Here is a 17,628-nt window from a genome sequence, read left to right as displayed (position 1 = left end):
CAAGACTTTCATCACCATTCAGGGCTTTCGTCGGGCTTGGTCACCCTGCGAAGCGTCAGATTGATGCGCCCGCCCTGCGCCAGCAGGGTCGACGTGCCGGGATAGATCCGGTCGACGCCGTGAAAGGCGAGGCGCGACGCGCCGCCGAGCAGCAGCACGTCGCCGGAAGCGAGGCGAAGCGAGCGGGTCGGGTCGCGGCGGTCGAGGCCGCCGATGCGGAACAGGCAGCTGTCGCCGAGCGATACCGAGAGGACGGGCGCGGCGAACTCCGCCTCGTCGGAATCCTGGTGCAGCCCCATCCGCGCCTCAGCCTCGTAGAAATTGACCAGACAGGCCTCCGGCGGATGCGGATAGTCCGCGAGCTCCTTCCAGAGCGAAAGCAGCACCTCGGGAATGGCGGGCCAGGGCCGGCCGGTCCCCGGATGGGTCGGCTGGTAGCGATAGCCGCTCTGGTCGGAAACCCAGCCGAGGGGCCCGCAATTGGTCATGCGGACCGAGAACGGCTTGCCGGTTCGCGGCATGCTGGGGCGGTAGAGGGGCGCTTCCACTGCCACGGCGCGGATCGCGTCCCGCAGCGCCTCCTGCGCCTCCCGATCGAGCCGCCCGGGTACCAGGCGAAACCCGTCCAGCAGGGTGTTCTCTCCGGTGGAAGATGGCATTTCCGGGCTTGCCTCCCTTGGTTCGTCGCGTCCCGCCGACATCAGGCTGAGAGCCGACTTGCGGCCGTTTAGGCATCTTCTTATATACGCCCAGAACCTGCGCAGGCCGGCCCGTTCGCCGAGACCACGCAAATCGTAGTGTTCATGGGGGCCGTTCGGGCACCTGCCCGGCACGGCGGAAGCCTCCAAGAGGGTCCGCACGGCCAGCCGAAAGGAGAGAGAATATGGCTAAGGTCATCGGTATCGACCTCGGAACGACGAATTCCTGTCTCGCCGTCATGGACGGCAAAACGCCGAAGGTCATCGAGAACGCCGAGGGCGCGCGCACGACGCCGTCCATGGTCGCGTTCACGGACGACGGCGAGAAACTGGTCGGCCAGCCGGCGAAGCGCCAGGCGGTCACCAATCCCGAACACACCTTCTTCGCGGTGAAGCGCCTGATCGGCCGCCGCTATGACGACCCGATGGTCGAGAAGGACAAGCACCTCGTCCCCTACAACATCGTCAAGGGTCCGAATGGCGACGCTTGGGTCGAGGTCGAGGGCGAGAAGTACTCCCCGGCCCAGATTTCGGCCTTCATCCTGCAGAAGATGAAGGAAACGGCCGAATCCTTCCTCGGCACGCCGGTCGAGCAGGCCGTGATCACGGTTCCGGCCTATTTCAACGACGCCCAGCGTCAGGCCACCAAGGATGCCGGCAAGATCGCCGGCCTCGAGGTGCTGCGCATCATCAACGAGCCGACGGCGGCAGCGCTCGCCTACGGCCTCGACAAGAACGACGGCAAGACGATCGCGGTCTATGACCTCGGCGGCGGCACGTTCGACATCTCGATCCTCGAGATCGGCGACGGCGTCTTCGAGGTGAAGTCGACCAATGGCGACACCTTCCTCGGCGGCGAAGACTTCGACATGCGCCTGGTCGGCTACCTCGCCGACGAGTTCAAGCGCGAGCAGGGCATCGACCTGCGCGGCGACAAGCTGGCGCTGCAGCGCCTGAAGGAAGCGGCGGAGAAGGCCAAGATCGAGCTTTCGTCGGCGCAGCAGACCGAAATCAACCTGCCCTTCATCACCGCCGACGCCAAGGGCCCGAAGCACCTTGCGATCAAGCTGACCCGCTCGAAGTTCGAGGCGCTGGTCGACGATCTGGTGCAGCGAACCGTGGCGCCCTGCAAGGCGGCGCTCAAGGATGCGGGCCTCTCGGCCGGCGAGATCGACGAAGTGGTTCTGGTCGGCGGCATGACCCGCATGCCGAAGATCCAGGAGATCGTGAAGCAGTTCTTCGGCAAGGAGCCGCACAAGGGCGTCAACCCGGATGAAGTCGTCGCCATGGGCGCCGCGATCCAGGCCGGCGTTCTGCAGGGCGACGTCAAGGACGTGCTGCTGCTCGACGTGACCCCGCTGTCGCTCGGCATCGAGACGCTCGGCGGCGTGTTCACGCGCCTGATCGAACGCAACACCACGATCCCGACCAAGAAGAGCCAGGTCTTCTCGACGGCCGAGGACAGCCAGTCCGCCGTGACGATCCGCGTCTTCCAGGGCGAGCGCGAGATGGCGGCCGACAATAAGATGCTCGGCCAGTTCGATCTCGTCGGCCTGCCGCCGGCGCCGCGTGGCGTGCCGCAGATCGAGGTCACCTTCGACATTGACGCCAACGGCATCGTCAACGTCTCGGCCAAGGACAAGGGCACCGGCAAGGAGCAGCAGATCCGCATCCAGGCCTCGGGTGGTCTTTCCGACGCCGACATCGAGAAGATGGTCAAGGACGCCGAGAGCCACGCCGCCGAGGACAAGAAGCGTCGCGCGGTCGTCGAGGCGAAGAACCAGGGCGAAGCGCTGGTGCATTCGACCGAGAAGTCGCTCGGCGAGTTCGGCTCGAAGATCTCGGCCGCCGACAAGTCGACGATCGAAACCGCGATCGCCGATCTGAAGACGGCGCTCGAGGGCGACGATCCGGAAGCGATCGAGCAGAAAACCAACACGCTGGCCCAGGCTTCGATGAAGCTCGGCGAGGCGATGTACGCGGCCCAGCAGGCCGACGGCAGCCAGGGCAATCCCGAGGCGGCCGGTTCGGACGATGTGGTCGACGCGGACTTCGAGGAAGTCAACGACGACAAGAAGACCCACTGATCGGTCTTCGCAAGAACAGGGAGGCCCGGCGTACCGCGCCGGGCCTCTATCACGGTATGGCACCGTTTGTGCCACTTCTCTTGAGTTTCGGCTCGCTTTCACCACGGGCGCCGCATGGCAAAAATCGATTACTATGAGCTGCTGGGCGTCGCGCGCGATTGTGACGACAAGGGCCTGAAGGTCGCCTTCCGCAAGCTCGCGATGCAGTACCATCCCGACAAGAACCCGGGTGATCACACTGCCGAGGCGAAGTTCAAGGAAATCAACGAAGCCTACGAGATGCTGAAGGACCCGCAGAAGCGGGCAGCCTATGACCGCTTCGGCCATGCCGCCTTCGAGAATGGCGGCGGCGGACCCGGCTTCTCCGGCGATTTCTCCTCCTCGATGTCGGACATCTTCGACGACATCTTCGGCGAGTTCATGGGTGGCGGGCGCCGCAGCGGCGGCGGTCAGCGCTCGGGCGGCCGCGAGCGCGGCGCCGACCTTCGCTACAACATGGAGATCACCCTCGAGGAAGCCTTCTCCGGCAAGACCGCGGAAGTGCATGTCCCGACCAAGATCGCCTGCGAGGCCTGCTCCGGCACCGGCGCCAAGCCCGGATCGCATCCGAAGGTCTGCACCACCTGCGACGGCCATGGCCGCGTGCGCGCGGCGCAGGGCTTCTTCTCGATCGAGCGCACCTGCCCGACCTGCCAGGGACGGGGCGAGATCATCTCCGACCCCTGCGACAAATGCGCCGGCTCGGGCCGCACGACGCAGGAGCGCACGCTCTCGGTCAACATTCCCGCCGGCATCGAGGACGGCACCCGCATCCGCCTGTCGGGCGAGGGCGAGGCCGGATTGCGCGGCGGCCCGGCCGGCGATCTCTATCTCTTCCTGTCGGTGAAGCCGCACAGCCTGTTCCAGCGCGAGGGCGCCGACATCTTCTGCCGCGTGCCGATTTCGCTGACGACGGCGGCGCTGGGCGGCCAGTTCGACGTGCCGACCGTCGACGGCGGCAAGACCCGCGTCAAGGTTCCGGAAGGCACCCAGACCGGCAAGCAGTTCCGCCTGAAGAGCAAGGGCATGCCCGTCTTGCGTTCGAGCCAGATGGGCGACATGTACATCCAGGTCGTCGTCGAAACCCCGCGCAACCTGTCGCGTCGCCAGCGCGAACTGCTCGAGGAATTCGAGAAGGCCTCGTCCGAAGAGACCAACCCCGAATCGGCCGGCTTCTTCGCCAGGATCCGTGACTTCTTCGGCGGCAGCTGAGAGGCTGGTACGTCACAGGATTGCCGCGATGCGTGGCGCATAGTCCGTAATCTCAACCATTCGGGGCCGTCATGTCCTCTATCCAGATGCGAAAGCTGAAAGCGCTCGTTGCCGATGAGGTCCGCTTTTTTCGAAGCTGGATGGGCAAGCCGCTCTCGATCGGCGCCGTCAGCCCCTCGGGCAAGGCGCTGACCAAGCTGATGGCGAGCTTCGTCGATCCGAACGATACGCTGCCGGTGATCGAGCTCGGACCGGGCACCGGCGTCGTCACCCAGGCGCTGCTCGAGCGCGGCGTGGCGCCGGAGCGGATCATCTCGATCGAATACAGCGCCGAATTCTGCCGGCTGCTCGAAAAGCGCTTCCCGGGCGTGACGATCGTCCAGGGCGACGCCTACGCCATGGACAAGATCCTCAGGGATCGCGGCATCGTCGGGCCGGTCAGCGCCGTCGTCTCCAGCCTGCCGCTGATCACCCAGCCGCCGGCCCGCCGGCACAAGCTGATCGACGACGCCTTCGACCGGCTGACGCCGGACCGGCCCTTTATCCAGTTTTCCTACAGCCTCGCCTCGCCGATCCCGCCCGATCCCGCCCAGTTCTCGACAACCCACACCGGTTGGGTCATGAAGAACGTGCCGCCGGCCCGCGTCTGGGTCTATCGGCGGACTCACTGAGCCGGCTCTCCCCGAGCCGGTCGGCCTCGACCCCATCGAACCGCCATTGCCCTGCGTGCCCCGCCGCGCGAATTGATAGTGTTGCGCCGCCCGCGCGGCCGCTGAACCATGAGGCCCGACCATGCCCCTGCTCGACATCCGTGACCGCCTGATCGTCGGCCTCGACCTGCCCACCGTCGACGCGGCGGAAGAGATGGTGGCGACGCTCGGCGACACCGTCACCTTCTACAAGGTCGGCCTGCAGCTCTGCTTCGCCGGCGGCCTCACCTTCGCCGAGCGCCTGGTTGACCAGGGCAAGAAGGTCTTCCTCGACGTCAAGCTGCTCGACATCGACAACACCGTCGAGCATGCCGTGCAGAACATCGCCAAGCTCGGCATGCATTTCTGCACCATCCACGCCTATCCGAAGGCGATGCGCGCCGCCGTAAAGGGCAAGGGCACCAGCGATCTTCGCCTGCTCGCCGTGACGGTGCTGACCTCGATGGACGAAGCCGATCTGGCCGCCGCCGGCTATGCCACCAACCCGGCCGAACTGGTGGCGCGGCGCGCCGCCGACGCGCGGGCGGCCGGCATGAACGGCATCGTCTGCTCGCCGGAAGAGGCTGGCGCCATGCGCGCCGTCGTCGGCGCCGGCATGGCGATCGTCACCCCCGGCATCCGCCCCGCCGGCTCGATCGTCGGCGACCAGAAGCGGGTCGCGACGCCGGCCGCGGCGATCCGGGCGGGCGCCGACCATCTGGTCGTGGCGCGGCCGATCCTCGAGGCAGCCGATCCGAAGGCCGCCGCCAAGGCCATTCTCTCGGAAATCGAAGTCGCCTCGGCGATCTAGGCCGCCACCCCTTCCCGCGCAGGCGACCAGCCTGCTATATGCGCTTTGAACCGGGGGAAACCGTTATGCCCGATATGGGTCTCGTCATCGTCGGCGCCGCCGGCCGCATGGGCCGGACGCTGATCCGGACCGTCACCGAGACCGAAGGCGTCGCCGTCGTCGGGGCGATCGAGCGCGAGGGTTCGCCCTTCCTCGGCCAGGACGCCGGCGTGGTCGCCGGCCTGCCGCCGCTCGGCGTTGCAATCACCGACGATCCGCTGCCGGTCTTCGCGAGCGCCCAGGGCGTGCTCGATTTCACGGCGCCCGTCGCGACCCTCGGCTTCGCCGAGATCGCCGCCCAGGCCCGCATCGTCCACGTCATCGGCACCACCGGCCTTTCGGTCGACGATCACGCCGCGATCGACGCGGCCGCCCGCCACGCCGTGATCGTCCAGGCCGGCAATATGAGCCTCGGCGTCAACCTGCTGGCGCAGCTGGTGCGCCAGGCGGCGAAGGCGCTCGACGAGGATTTCGACATCGAGGTGCTGGAAATGCACCATCGCCACAAGGTCGACGCGCCGTCCGGCACCGCGCTGATGCTCGGCCAGGCTGCCGCCGAGGGCCGCGACATCGACTTGGCCTCGCATTCCGTCCGCGTCCGCGACGGCATCACCGGCCCGCGCGAGCGCGGCACGATCGGCTTCGCGACCTTGCGCGGCGGCAGCGTCATCGGCGACCATTCCGTGATGCTTTCCGGCGAGGGCGAGATGATCACGCTGTCGCATCACGCCTCCGACCGCGCCCTCTTCGCCCGCGGCGCCATCAAGGCGGCGCTCTGGGCCCACGGCCGCAAGCCCGGCCGCTATTCCATGGCCGACGTGCTCGGCTTCACCGACTGACCCCTAAAGGAGCCTTCCGTATGGATCGCCTTCTCGTGCTCGTTCGCCATGGCCAGAGTGAATGGAACTTGCAGAACCTGTTCACCGGATGGCGCGACCCGGCGCTGACGGAACAGGGCGTCGCCGAGGCGACGGCCGCCGGCAAGCGCCTCAAGGGCCTCGACCTCTCGTTCGACGTCGCCTTCACCTCGGAACTCTCCCGCGCCCAGCACACGCTCAAGCTGATCCTCGGCGAGCTCGGCCAGCCGGACCTCCAGACCATCCGCGACCAGGCGCTGAACGAGCGCGACTATGGCGATCTCTCCGGCCTCAACAAGGACGATGCGCGCGCCAAGTGGGGCGAGGAGCAGGTCAAGATCTGGCGCCGTTCCTATGACGTGCCGCCGCCGGGCGGCGAGTCGCTGAAGGACACCGGCGCCCGCGTCTGGCCCTACTACATCTTCAACATCCTGCCGCCGGTCATGCGCGGCGAGAAGGTCATCGTCGCGGCGCACGGCAATTCGCTGCGCGCGCTGATCATGGCGCTGGAAGGCCTGACGCCGGCCGAGATCCTGGAGCGCGAGCTCGAGACCGGCGTGCCGATCGTCTACCGCCTCAACGCCGACACGACGGTCGCCGAGAAGAAAGTCCTGAAGGGCTGAGCGGCGTAGCCGCCGGTTCCACACACGACTATCCGATGGCGGGTCCCAGGGCCCGCCATTCGTCCTTCACGGCCTCGTCATCCTCGCGTGCGATCGCCTCGATCCGCGCGGAGGAAAACGCGTCCGGCGCCAGCCTGGACAGCGCCCAGACCGCCGCGCCCCTGACGATCGCGGCGGGATCGCCGAGCAGGGTCCGCACCGCCGGCAACAGCGACGCGTCGCCCGAATTGCCGATCGCCACCAGCACGTTGCGGACGAAGCGGTCGCGGCCGATGCGCTTCACCGGCGAGCCGGAGAACAGCGCCCGGAACGCCGGATCGTCGAGCGCGGCGAGATCGCCCAAGCGTGGCGCCTCGAATTCCGGCCGCGCCTTCAGCTTCATCTCCGACGATGCCTTGGCGAACTTGTTCCAGGGGCAGGCGGCGAGGCAGTCGTCGCAGCCATAGATGCGGTTGCCCATGGCGGCGCGGAACTCGCGCGGGATCGGCCCAGCATTCTCGATCGTCAGATAGGAGATGCAGCGCCGCGCATCGATGCGATAGGGCGTCGGGAAGGCATTGGTCGGGCAGGCGTCCAGGCAGGCCCGGCACTTGCCGCAATGATCGCGCTCCGGCGCGTCGACCGGCAGTTCCAGCGCGGTGAAGATCGAGCCGAGGAACAGCCAGGAGCCGAACTCGCGCGAGACGAGATTGGTGTGCTTGCCCTGCCAGCCGAGCCCGGACGCCTCGCCGAGCGGCTTTTCCATCACCGGCGCCGTATCGACGAAGACCTTGACCTCATGACCGGTGCGCGAGGCCAGCCGGCCGGCGAGCAGCTTCAGCTTGCCCTTGATGATGTCGTGGTAGTCGCGATTGCGGGCGTAGACGGAGATGTTGCCGCGATCCGGCTCGCCGAGCAGCGCGCGGGGATCTTCCTCGGGGCCGTAGTTCAGGCCCAGCATGACGACCGAGCGGACATCCGGCCAGAGCACGCGCGGATCGGCGCGGCGCTCGGCCGTCTCCGCCATCCAGGCCATGCTGCCGTGATGGCCGTCCTCGAGGAAGCTTTGCAGCCGCTCCGGCGCCAGCGGGATGGAGTCCGGCCCTGTGATGCGCACGACGCTGAAGCCCTCGGCCAGCGCATCGGCGATCAGCCGCGCCTTTTCCGCCGCGAGCTGCTTGGCGGTGAGCGCGCCGGGGGCGGAGGGATCGGGGCTCAGAAGTCCAGGTCGGCGTAGTGGACCGCCGGCGGCACGCCCCGCACCACGTCGCTCAGCAGCGGCCGGAAGGACGGCCGCGACTTCACCCGAGCGTACCACGCCTTCGCCGCCTCGTCCGCCTCCCATGGCACCTCGCCAAGATAGTCGATGCAGGAGATCTCGGCGGCGGCGGCGAAATCGGCGAGCGTCAGCTCGCGCCCGGCCAGCCAGTTCCGCCGTGCCGCCAGATAGCCGATATACTGCACATGATAGCGGATATTGGCGCGGGCGGCGCGGATTGCCGCCGGATCGGGCGACGTATTGCCCTCGCCCGTCTTCATCTGCCGCTTGTAGATCTTCTCGTTGATGAGATAGCCGGTCACCTCGCCATGGAGCTTGCCGGCGAACCACTCGACCAGGCGGCGGACCTCGGCGCGATCGGCGGCGTGCTCCGGCATCAGCCGGACTTCGCCCATGCGCGCGCCCTTGGTCTCGACCAGATATTCGGTGATCACCGATCCGCCGGCCACCACAGACTCATTGTCATCGATGAACACCGGCAGCGTGCCGGCCGGATTGAGGGCCAGGAGCGACGCGTTGCGCACCCAGGGCTTCTCTTCGACGAATTCGACGGTCTCGTCATACTCCGCCAGCACGAGGCGGGCGTAGCGTGAGGCTGGGGAAAACGGGTGATGGTGAAGAAATGGCATCGGCTACGCAGGTCGAGACTGGGGGATGCGGGGCGATTCTGCCGCGACAAAAGAAATTGCGAGAACGGCTTGAGCGCCCGCATATAGGCCTCGATTGTGGCGAGTATCAAGCCGAATCGCCGTTTAAACCTCAACAGCAATCGCAGGAGCGATGATGGATATCCCAGGTTTGCTGGACGCGCTTGTGCTCGGCCTGATCGAGGGCCTCACGGAATTCATTCCCGTCTCCTCGACCGCCCATCTGCTGCTGGCCGGGCACTTCCTCGGCTTCGACAGCCCGGGCCGCGCCTTCGAAGTGCTGATCCAGCTCGGCGCCATCCTGGCCATCCTGACCGTCTATTTCGGGCGGCTGCTGAAGATCGTGCATGATCTCCCCTCCGACCCGCGCACCCGCCGCTTCGTGTTCGGCATCCTGCTCGCCTTCCTGCCGGCGGCCGTCATCGGCGCCGCGGCGCATAGCTTCATCAAGCAGGTCCTGTTCGAAAGCCCGATCCTGATCTGCACCATGCTGATCCTCGGCGGCTTCGTGCTCCTCATCGTCGACCGGCTCGACCTCAAGCCGCGCTATCACAACGCCATGGACTTCTCGCTCGGCATGTATCTCGGCATCGGCTTCGCCCAGTGCCTGGCCATGGTGCCCGGCGTGTCACGCTCCGGCGCCTCGGTCGTCGCGGCGATGCTGTTCGGCAGCGACAAGCGCGCTGCGGCGGAATTCTCGTTCTTCCTGGCGATGCCGACCATGACCGGAGCGTTCGCCTACGACCTCTACAAGACGCACGACCAGATCACGACCGCCGGCGCCTGGAACATCGTCGTCGGCTTCATCGCCGCCTTCATCGCCGGCGTCTTCGTCGTCCGCCGGCTGCTCGATTTCGTCAGCCAGCGCGGCTTCGCGCCGTTCGCCTACTGGCGCATCGTCATCGGCGCCATCGGCCTCGCCGCCGTGCTCACCTTCGGCTGAGCCACCCTCGCTCCGACCCAACGAAAAAGCCCTCGCCAGTCACCTGGCGAGGGCTTTTTTATACCGATCGAAGAAACGCCGGTCAGGCCGTGCGCTTGTGGTCGAACTGGCCGTGCGGCTTGAAGCGCTGCAGGTAGGCCGGCAGGACGGCGAGCAGGTTGCTCGGATTGATGCCGATGCCGGTCAGCGTGCGGCCCTCCGCCTCGGCGGCGACCGAGACGATGTTGTCCTGCTTCAGGAGCCGGACCTGGTCGACCGTCAGCAGCGGCTTCGGCAGCCACTGCGCGATCGAGGCGCCGTAATGCGCCACCGACCACGGCACGGAGACCAGGAGCGGCTTGCGCTCAATCTCGGCGAGAAGCAGCTCCATGCAGCCGCGGAAGGTCTTCACCTCGGGTCCGCCGAGCTCGTAGATGGTGCCGCCCGCGAGCTCACCGTCCACGGCGCGCGCGATCGCCTCGGCGACATCGCCGACGAAGACCGGCTGCAGCTTGGTCGTGCCGCCACCGATCAGCGGCAGGAAGGGAGAGATGCGGGCAAGATCGCCGAAGCGGTTGAAGAAATTGTCCTCCGGCCCGAACACGATCGACGGGCGGAAGATGACGGCTCCCGGCAGGGTCTCGAGCACGGCCGCCTCGCCCAGCGCCTTGGTGCGGGCATAGGCCGACGGGGACTTCGGATCGGCGCCGAGCGCCGACTGGTGCACCAGCGTCTTGATGCCGGCGGCGCGGGTCGCCTCGGCGACGGCGCGGGCGCCGAAATTGTGCAGCACCGAGAAATTCTGGCGTCCGCTCTCGGCCAGGATGCCGACCAGGTTGACGACCGCGTCGGCGCCTTCAACCGCGCGATCGACCGACCAGCGATAGCGCAGATTGGCCTGCACCGGCATGATCTGGCCAACGGCGCCGAGCGGCTGCAGGTGGCCGGCGAGATCGGGCCTGCGCACGGCGACCCGCACGCGCCAGCCGCGCTTGGCGAGCGCGCGCACGACATGACGGCCGATAAAGCCTGAGCCTCCGAAAACCGTGACCAGTTTGTCGGTACCCGTCGCCATGTTTCGTCTCCATAATCTTTGAACCGTTCTCATATCGGCTCGTCGCGGCGCTGTACAGACGGCAGAGGGTCGCGTCTACGGGCCGATCAGGCGGCCGACCAGCTTGGCGGTGTAATCGACCATCGGCACGATGCGGGCGTAGTTCAGCCGCGTCGGCCCGATCACCCCGAGCACGCCGACGACCCGGCTCTCGCTGTCGCGATAGGGCGACACCACCAGCGACGAGCCGGAGAGCGAGAACAGCTTGTTCTCCGAGCCGATGAAGATGCGCACGCCCTCGCCCGCCTCGGCGCTGCCGAGCAGATGCACGAGTTCGCGCTGCGTCTCGATATCGTCGAACAGCAGGCGGATGCGCTCCAGATCCTCCGCCGCCTTGACGTCGTCGAGCAGGTTGGCCTGGCCGCGCACGATCAGCGTGTCCGGCCGGCCGCCGCTTGCCTCGACCCAGCTGGCGAGGCCGGTGTCGACGAGCCGCGCGGTCAGCTGGTCGAGCTCGGCCCGCGCCTGCTGCTGCCGGCGGCTCAGTTCGGCGCGCGCTTCCGCCAGGCTGCGGCCGCGCAGATGCGTGTTCAGATAGTTGGTCGCCTCGACCAGGCTCGACGGCGTCGTACCGGGATCGAGATCGATCAGCCGGTTCTCGACCGAGCCATCCTCGCCGACCAGCACCACCAGCGCCCGCGCCGGCTCGAGACGGACGAATTCGATATGCTTCAGCCGTTGGTCGGACTTCGACGCCAGCACGACGCCGGCGCCGCGCGACAGGCCGGAGAGCATCCGCCCCGCTTCCGACAGCACGTCGTCGACCGAGCGCCCGGCGCCGCCGCCGGCGACCCGACTCTCGATGTCGCGCCGCTCGTCCGAGGTGAGGTCGCCGACTTCCAGCATCGCATCGACGAAGAGGCGTAGCCCGCTCTCCGTCGGCAACCGGCCGGCGGAGGTGTGCGGCGAATAGATCAGCCCGAGCCCCTCGAGGTCGGCCATGACATTGCGCACCGAGGCCGGCGACAGCGCCATCGGCAGGATGCGGGCAAGATTGCGCGATCCAAGCGGATCCCCCGTCTCCAGATAGCTGTCGACGATCCGCTTGAAGACCTCGCGCGAACGCTGGTCGAGCGATGAAAGCATCGACGCCCGCGTATCCGGAATCCTGTGATCGGCGGTCACGACGCCTGTTCCTCTCCTGAGATGAAGCGCGGAATTCCGCGATCTCCTTGATTAAGTGTCGATTTTGCCACCGGGTTCAAGCAGGGCTTTACGTTTCGAGCCGCCGGCCTGTACAAGCGGACCAACGAAACAGCCAGGATACCCCAATGCGACCTTCGAAACGCGCCGCGGACGCCCTGCGTGCGGTAACGCTTGAACGCGGCGTTGCCAAGCATGCGGAAGGCTCCTGCCTGGTCAAATTCGGCGATACGCATGTGCTCTGCACCGCCAGCCTCGAGGATAAGCCGCCATCCTGGCTGCGCGGTTCCGGCAAGGGCTGGGTGACGGCCGAATACGGCATGCTGCCGCGCTCGACCGGCGACCGCATGCGCCGCGAGGCGGCGACCGGCAAGCAGTCCGGCCGGACGCAGGAAATCCAGCGCCTGATCGGCCGCTCGCTGCGCGCCGTCGTCGATCTCGTCCATCTCGGCGAGAAGCAGATCACGATCGACTGCGACGTGCTGCAGGCGGATGGCGGTACCCGCACCGCTTCGGTCACCGGCGCCTGGATCGCGCTTTATGACTGCGTGCAGTGGATGAAGTCGCGCGACATGGTCGGCCCGAAGGTGATCCGCGATCACGTCGCCGCCGTCTCCGTCGGCATGTATCGCGGCACGCCGGTGCTCGATCTCGACTATGCGGAGGATTCCGAGGCCGAGACCGACGCCAATTTCGTCATGACCGGCTCGGGCGGCATCGTCGAGATCCAGGGCACCGCCGAGGGCAAGCCGTTCAACGAGGAAGAGCTGACCGCGATGTTGCAGCTCGCCAAGGCTGGCATCATCGATCTGGTCGAACTGCAGAAGCTGGCGATCCTCTGATGAACGCACCGAACCATCGACTGTCGTCCGGCGACACGCTCGTGCTCGCTTCCCACAATGGCGGCAAGCTGCGCGAATTCGCCGGGCTGATGGCGCCGTTCGGGCTCAAGGTCATCTCGGCCGGCGAACTCGGCCTGCCGGTTCCCGACGAGACCGGCACGACGTTCGAGGAAAACGCCGCGATCAAGGCGCATGCCGCCGCCAAGGCCTCGGGCTTCCCGGCGCTTTCCGACGATTCGGGCCTCTGCGTCGACGCGATCGGCGGCGATCCCGGCGTCTATTCGGCCGACTGGGCGGCGCCCGACGGCGATTTCGCCCGCGCCATGCGCAATGTCGAGGAGAAGCTGCAGCAGGCCGGCGCCGTGACGCCAGACAAGCGCACCGCGCATTTCGTCGCCGTGCTCTGCCTCGCCTTCCCGGACGGCACGACGCGCTACTATCGCGGCGAGATCGAGGGCCAGATGGTCTGGCCGCCGCGCGGCGACATCGGCTTCGGCTACGATCCGGCCTTCCTGCCGGATGGTCATGAGCGTACCTTCGGCGAGATGGTCGCTGAAGAAAAGCACGGCTGGTCGGCCGGCCGCACCGATGCGCTCTCGCACCGGGCGCGCGCCTTCGCGCTGTTCGCCAACGCCGAGCTCGGGGCCTGATCCCGATGTCCGCCCCGATCGAACCCGGATTTGGCGTCTATGTGCACTGGCCGTTCTGCGCGGCGAAGTGCCCCTATTGCGACTTCAATTCGCATGTCCGCCACCAGGGGGTCGATCAGGAGCGCTTTGCACGCGCTTTCGTCACCGAGATCCAGACGATGGCGGCGAAGTCGCCCGGCAAGACCGTCAACTCGATCTTCCTCGGCGGCGGCACGCCGTCGCTGATGGACCCGAAGACGGTCGGCACCATCCTGGACGCGATCGGCGCGGCCTGGAACGTCGCGGATGACGTCGAGGTTTCGATGGAGGCCAATCCCTCCAGCGTCGAGGCGGAACGCTTCCGCGGCTATCGCGCCGCCGGCGTCAACCGCGTCTCGCTCGGCGTGCAGGCGCTGAACGACGCCGATCTGAAGGCGCTCGGCCGCATCCACAATGTCGAGGAGGCGATGCGCGCCATCGACATCGCCCGCGCCACCTTCCCGCGCCTCTCCTTCGACCTGATCTATGCCCGCCCCGGCCAGACGCCGGACATGTGGCGGGCCGAGCTGCTGCAGGCGCTGGAGCGCGCCTCCGACCACATGTCGCTCTACCAGCTCACCATCGAGCCGGGCACGATGTTCGAGAAGCTCTACAAGGCCGGCAAGCTGGCGATCCCGGACGAGGACACGGCGGCGACTTTGTTCGAGATCACGCAGGAGATCTGCGAGCAGCACGGCCGCCCGTCCTACGAGATCTCCAACCACGCCGTGCCGGGTGGTGAGTGCCGGCACAATCTCGTCTACTGGCGCTATGGCGAATATGCCGGCATCGGCCCCGGTGCGCATGGCCGCCTCGTCATCGACGGCCGCCGCCACGCCACCGCGATCGTGCGCGAGCCCGAGCAATGGCTGGGACGCGTCGAATCCTGGGGCGACGGCATCGAGACCGACGACATCCTCAATCCGGAAGAAGCCGGCGACGAGATGCTCTTGATGGGCCTCCGCCTGATCGAGGGCATCGATCTCCGCCGCTACCGGGCGATCTCCGGCCGCGACCTCGATCCGAAGCGGCTCGCCGACCTGATCGAGCACGGCATGGTCGAGCAAATCGACGAGAACCGCATCCGCTGCACCCGCTCCGGCTCCTTCGTGCTCGACGCGGTGGTCGCCGACCTCGCGGCGTAGGCTTTATCCTAACAAGACCCCTCACCCTGCCCTCTCCCGCAAGCGGGCGAGGGTTTTGGCCTGGGCACTTCATCGATTTGAAGCCGAGCTGACCATCGCAGCCGCGCCCCCTCTCCCCCTGGCGGGAGAGGGTTGGGGTGAGCGTGTTACGAACTTCCCGTCCGCGAAAAAGTCTGCGGCGCGGGATCGATCTGCACCGGCGCGCCGCCGCCGAGTTCGTAGACGGCGAGGCCGCGCTGGTTGGTGCCGTCCGGCAGGAAGCGGAACGCACCGTCGACGCCGATGAAGCCGTTCGGGTTCGCCAGCGTCTCGGTCGCGAAGCGCTTGTCGCCATAGCGGGCGGCGAGACCGGCGGCGAGGCTGGTCGCGTCATAGCCGAGCGAGGCGGTGCGCACCGGCGTCGCGCCAAATGTGCCCTGATAGCGGTTGGCGAAGGCGGCGAAGCCGGCCCGGTCGGGCGCCGGATACCAGCCGCCCTTCAGGGTCGGCTCGCGCGCGATGCGCGGATCATCCCATTGGCCGGAGCCGAGGAACTGCACCTGCCCGGGACGGACGCCCTTCGCGCTCAGGATCTGGGCGAGGAAGGGCGCGGCGTCGCCGGCATCCGGCATGAACACGGCGTCGACCTGACCGCTCTGCACGACCTTCGCGATCGCCTCGGCTTTCTGCTGCATGGCGACGCGGTCGAGACCGTAGCGCTCGATCGTCACGATCCGCGCGCCGTTGACCGTCGCCGCCTTCTGCAGCGCCGCCTGCATCACCGTGCCGTAGCCATTGTCCGGCAGCAGCGCGGCGATCGAGTGTTTCCCGCGTCCCGCGGCGTAGCCGATGATGCGGTCGACGTCGGACTGCGGCAGGAAGCTCAGGAGATAGACATTGCGGGCGGCGACGCTGGTATCGGTCGAGAACGCCACGACCGGCACGCCGGCCGGCCGCGCGACGGAGGCTGCCGCCGCCACCGACGGGGCGAAAAGCGGGCCGATGATCAGCTCGGCCCCCTCGGCAATCGCCTCGGTCGCGGCCGCGCGCGCGCCTTCCGGCGTGCCGCGATCATCCTTAACGAGGATCTGCAGATTGGCGCCGCCATGGAATTCGCGCAGCGCCAGATCGGCGGCGTTCTTCAGATTGGCGGCGGTGACGCCGGCATTGCCCGTCGCCGAGGACGGCACCAGGAGGGCGACGCGGGTCGTACCGTTGCCGAGCGTCTCGCCGCTGGCCGGCCGCGCGCTGCCCCCCGGGGCCGGCGCCACGCCCGCGCCGACGCGCGGCGCATCGAGCGTCGACGAACAGGCCGCGAGCAGGCCGAGCGCTGCGAGCATCGGGCCCATCGCCCAAACCCTGTCGCCCTGCCGTTCGAAACGGAACCAACCCACAGCCTTCTCCTGTTCAATCGCAAGATGTAACTGTACTGGAAAGGCTGGGTCAGTTCAGCGGCAAAGGCGGCGCGTTCCGTGAATTCAAGTCGGGTGTCACATCTCCACAACGTCGAAGCGGACACGCGATGAGCGCGTCCGAACGCGCGGCAGCGCTCGAAGGCGGCGCCAGCTACATGATCGACGGCCAGCGCCTGCGCGCGCCGACGCTGGAAGCCGGCCTCTATGTCGTGGCGACGCCGATCGGCAATCTGCGCGACATCACGCTGCGCGCGCTGGCGACGCTCGCCGCCGCCGATATCGTCGCCTGCGAGGATACCCGCGTCACCCGCGTGCTCACCCGCCATTACGGCATCGATACCGAGCTCCTCGCCTATCACGAGCACAATGCCGACCGGCAGCGGCCGAAGCTGCTGGCAGCGCTCGCCGAGGGCAAGGTGGTGGCGCTGGTCAGCGACGCCGGCACGCCGCTCGTCTCCGACCCCGGCTTCCGCCTCGTCGGCGACATGGTGGCGGCGGGGCATCGCGTCGTGCCGATCCCCGGCGCCTCGGCGCTGCTCACGGCGCTGGTCGCGGCGGCGCTGCCGACCGACACCTTCCTGTTCGCCGGCTTCCTGCCCAACCGCACGGTTGGCCGCAAGAAGCGGCTCTCAGCACTCGGCGACATCCCGGCGACGCTGATCTTCTACGAATCCCCGCACCGAACGCTCGATTCCCTGATCGACATGGCGGAGACGCTGGGCGCGGATCGCCCCGCCGTGGTGGCGCGCGAACTGACCAAGACCTTCGAGACGGTGCGGCGCGGCACGCTCGGCTCGCTCGCCGAGGCCTATGGCGGCGAAGCGCCGCCGAAGGGCGAGATCGTCATCCTGATCGGCCCGCCGACGGTCACGGAGCCGAGGGCCGACGAAGTCGACACGCTGCTGGCGCGGCTCCTGGAGAACCATCCGCTGAAGGAGGCGGCGGCGCTTGCCGCGACGGCCACCGGCATGCCGAAGCGCGACCTCTACCAGCGCGCGCTGGAGCTGAAGGCGGAAGCCGCCGGCGACGCGGATGACGACGACGATCCCGATGCGGATCGCGACGAAGATGGCGCGGCCTGACCGCCGTGTTTCCGAACGACGCGGCCGTTTCGCCGAAACGGTCGCCGCCCTCTATCTCAACCTGAAGGGCTATCGCACCGTCGCCCGACGCTTCCGCAGCCCGCTCGGCGAGATCGACCTCGTCATGCGGCGCGGCGGCATGCTGGTCTTCGTCGAGGTGAAGGCGCGGCGCACCCTCGACGCCGCCATCCTGGCGATCACCCCGGCGGCGCGAAACCGCCTTCTCCGCGCGGCGGAGAGCTTCCTCGCCCGCCACCCGCAGGCGGCCCGGCTGACGCTGCGCTTCGACATCGTCGCGGTTCTGCCACGGCGGCTGCCGCACCACATCGTCGACGCTTTCGCTTCCGATTCCTGACGG

Annotated in this window: 18 protein-coding genes; 12 read left to right on the top strand and 6 right to left on the bottom strand. The window is 67.8% G+C overall.

The window, feature by feature from the left end:
* Positions 1-11 precede the first annotated feature (11 nt).
* Positions 12-659, bottom strand: coding sequence for an alpha-ketoglutarate-dependent dioxygenase AlkB (locus tag K32_RS22275; RefSeq protein ID WP_201401591.1), 648 nt, complete (start codon positions 657-659; stop codon positions 12-14).
* Positions 660-733: 74 nt separating this feature from the next.
* Between K32_RS22275 and dnaK the strand changes: the two genes are divergently transcribed.
* The 6 genes from dnaK (at position 734) to K32_RS22245 (ending at position 7,055) form a co-directional block, all read left to right on the top strand.
* Entirely contained in the window at positions 734-2,785 is a 2,052-nt protein-coding gene (gene dnaK, locus K32_RS22270; RefSeq protein ID WP_256434836.1) for a molecular chaperone DnaK, read from the top strand.
* Positions 2,786-2,899: 114 nt separating this feature from the next.
* The gene (gene dnaJ, locus K32_RS22265) at positions 2,900-4,036 is read left to right on the top strand and encodes a molecular chaperone DnaJ (protein ID WP_201401589.1); all 1,137 of its coding nucleotides are present in this window, start codon (positions 2,900-2,902) and stop codon (positions 4,034-4,036) included.
* A gap of 71 nt (positions 4,037-4,107) precedes the next feature.
* Positions 4,108-4,707 carry a class I SAM-dependent methyltransferase gene (locus K32_RS22260; protein WP_201401588.1) on the top strand — a complete coding sequence of 200 codons (600 nt, stop codon included), beginning with the start codon at positions 4,108-4,110 and terminating at the stop codon, positions 4,705-4,707.
* Positions 4,708-4,828: 121 nt separating this feature from the next.
* Entirely contained in the window at positions 4,829-5,536 is a 708-nt protein-coding gene (gene pyrF / locus K32_RS22255; RefSeq protein WP_201401587.1) for an orotidine-5'-phosphate decarboxylase, read from the top strand.
* A 65-nt stretch (positions 5,537-5,601) separates the two neighbouring features.
* Entirely contained in the window at positions 5,602-6,414 is an 813-nt protein-coding gene (gene dapB / locus K32_RS22250; protein ID WP_201401586.1) for a 4-hydroxy-tetrahydrodipicolinate reductase, read from the top strand.
* A 20-nt stretch (positions 6,415-6,434) separates the two neighbouring features.
* Complete coding sequence (locus tag K32_RS22245; protein WP_201401585.1) at positions 6,435-7,055, top strand: 2,3-bisphosphoglycerate-dependent phosphoglycerate mutase; 621 nt, start codon at positions 6,435-6,437, stop codon at positions 7,053-7,055.
* Between the two features lie 28 nt (positions 7,056-7,083).
* Here the strand turns inward: K32_RS22245 and queG are convergent, their stop codons facing one another.
* Positions 7,084-8,253, bottom strand: coding sequence for a tRNA epoxyqueuosine(34) reductase QueG (gene queG / locus K32_RS22240; RefSeq protein ID WP_371813052.1), 1,170 nt, complete (start codon positions 8,251-8,253; stop codon positions 7,084-7,086).
* Positions 8,250-8,942 carry a glutathione S-transferase family protein gene (locus K32_RS22235; protein ID WP_201401584.1) on the bottom strand — a complete coding sequence of 231 codons (693 nt, stop codon included), beginning with the start codon at positions 8,940-8,942 and terminating at the stop codon, positions 8,250-8,252. The genes queG and K32_RS22235 overlap by 4 nt, the downstream gene beginning before the upstream one ends.
* Positions 8,943-9,096: 154 nt before the next feature.
* Between K32_RS22235 and K32_RS22230 the strand changes: the two genes are divergently transcribed.
* Complete coding sequence (locus tag K32_RS22230; RefSeq protein WP_201401583.1) at positions 9,097-9,903, top strand: undecaprenyl-diphosphate phosphatase; 807 nt, start codon at positions 9,097-9,099, stop codon at positions 9,901-9,903.
* A gap of 82 nt (positions 9,904-9,985) precedes the next feature.
* Here K32_RS22230 and K32_RS22225 read toward each other — a convergent pair whose 3' ends face one another.
* Entirely contained in the window at positions 9,986-10,957 is a 972-nt protein-coding gene (locus K32_RS22225) for a complex I NDUFA9 subunit family protein (protein WP_201401582.1), read from the bottom strand.
* A gap of 75 nt (positions 10,958-11,032) precedes the next feature.
* Positions 11,033-12,082, bottom strand: a complete 1,050-nt coding sequence (hrcA, locus tag K32_RS22220) for a heat-inducible transcriptional repressor HrcA (protein ID WP_211201089.1) — start codon at positions 12,080-12,082, stop codon at positions 11,033-11,035.
* A 185-nt stretch (positions 12,083-12,267) separates the two neighbouring features.
* Between hrcA and rph the strand changes: the two genes are divergently transcribed.
* Genes rph through hemW form a run of 3 tightly spaced genes read left to right on the top strand, consistent with a single transcriptional unit; the run spans position 12,268 to position 14,794 of the window.
* On the top strand, positions 12,268-12,981 hold the full coding sequence (gene rph, locus K32_RS22215) for a ribonuclease PH (RefSeq protein WP_201401580.1): 714 nt from the start codon (positions 12,268-12,270) through the stop codon (positions 12,979-12,981).
* The gene (locus tag K32_RS22210; protein WP_201401579.1) at positions 12,981-13,631 is read left to right on the top strand and encodes a non-canonical purine NTP pyrophosphatase; all 651 of its coding nucleotides are present in this window, start codon (positions 12,981-12,983) and stop codon (positions 13,629-13,631) included. The genes rph and K32_RS22210 overlap by 1 nt, the downstream gene beginning before the upstream one ends.
* Positions 13,632-13,636: 5 nt before the next feature.
* Positions 13,637-14,794: a radical SAM family heme chaperone HemW gene (gene hemW / locus K32_RS22205; protein ID WP_201401578.1), complete on the top strand. Its 1,158-nt coding sequence runs from the start codon at positions 13,637-13,639 to the stop codon at positions 14,792-14,794.
* Positions 14,795-14,940: 146 nt separating this feature from the next.
* Here hemW and K32_RS22200 read toward each other — a convergent pair whose 3' ends face one another.
* Positions 14,941-16,167 carry a penicillin-binding protein activator gene (locus tag K32_RS22200; protein ID WP_244669682.1) on the bottom strand — a complete coding sequence of 409 codons (1,227 nt, stop codon included), beginning with the start codon at positions 16,165-16,167 and terminating at the stop codon, positions 14,941-14,943.
* Positions 16,168-16,295: 128 nt separating this feature from the next.
* Between K32_RS22200 and rsmI the strand changes: the two genes are divergently transcribed.
* Both rsmI and K32_RS22190 read left to right on the top strand, forming a co-directional pair.
* The gene (rsmI, locus tag K32_RS22195) at positions 16,296-17,270 is read left to right on the top strand and encodes a 16S rRNA (cytidine(1402)-2'-O)-methyltransferase (RefSeq protein ID WP_211201071.1); all 975 of its coding nucleotides are present in this window, start codon (positions 16,296-16,298) and stop codon (positions 17,268-17,270) included.
* A complete protein-coding gene (locus K32_RS22190; protein WP_371812765.1) occupies positions 17,221-17,625 on the top strand; it encodes a YraN family protein in 405 nt (134 codons plus the stop codon). Before rsmI ends, K32_RS22190 begins: the two co-directional genes overlap by 50 nt.
* The last annotated feature ends 3 nt before the right edge of the window (positions 17,626-17,628 follow it).

This window comes from Kaistia sp. 32K, assembly GCF_016629525.1.
Classification (GTDB): domain Bacteria; phylum Pseudomonadota; class Alphaproteobacteria; order Rhizobiales; family Kaistiaceae; genus Kaistia.
Note: the sequence above shows the minus strand (reverse complement) of the source record. Positions and strands in the feature narration are given on the sequence as shown.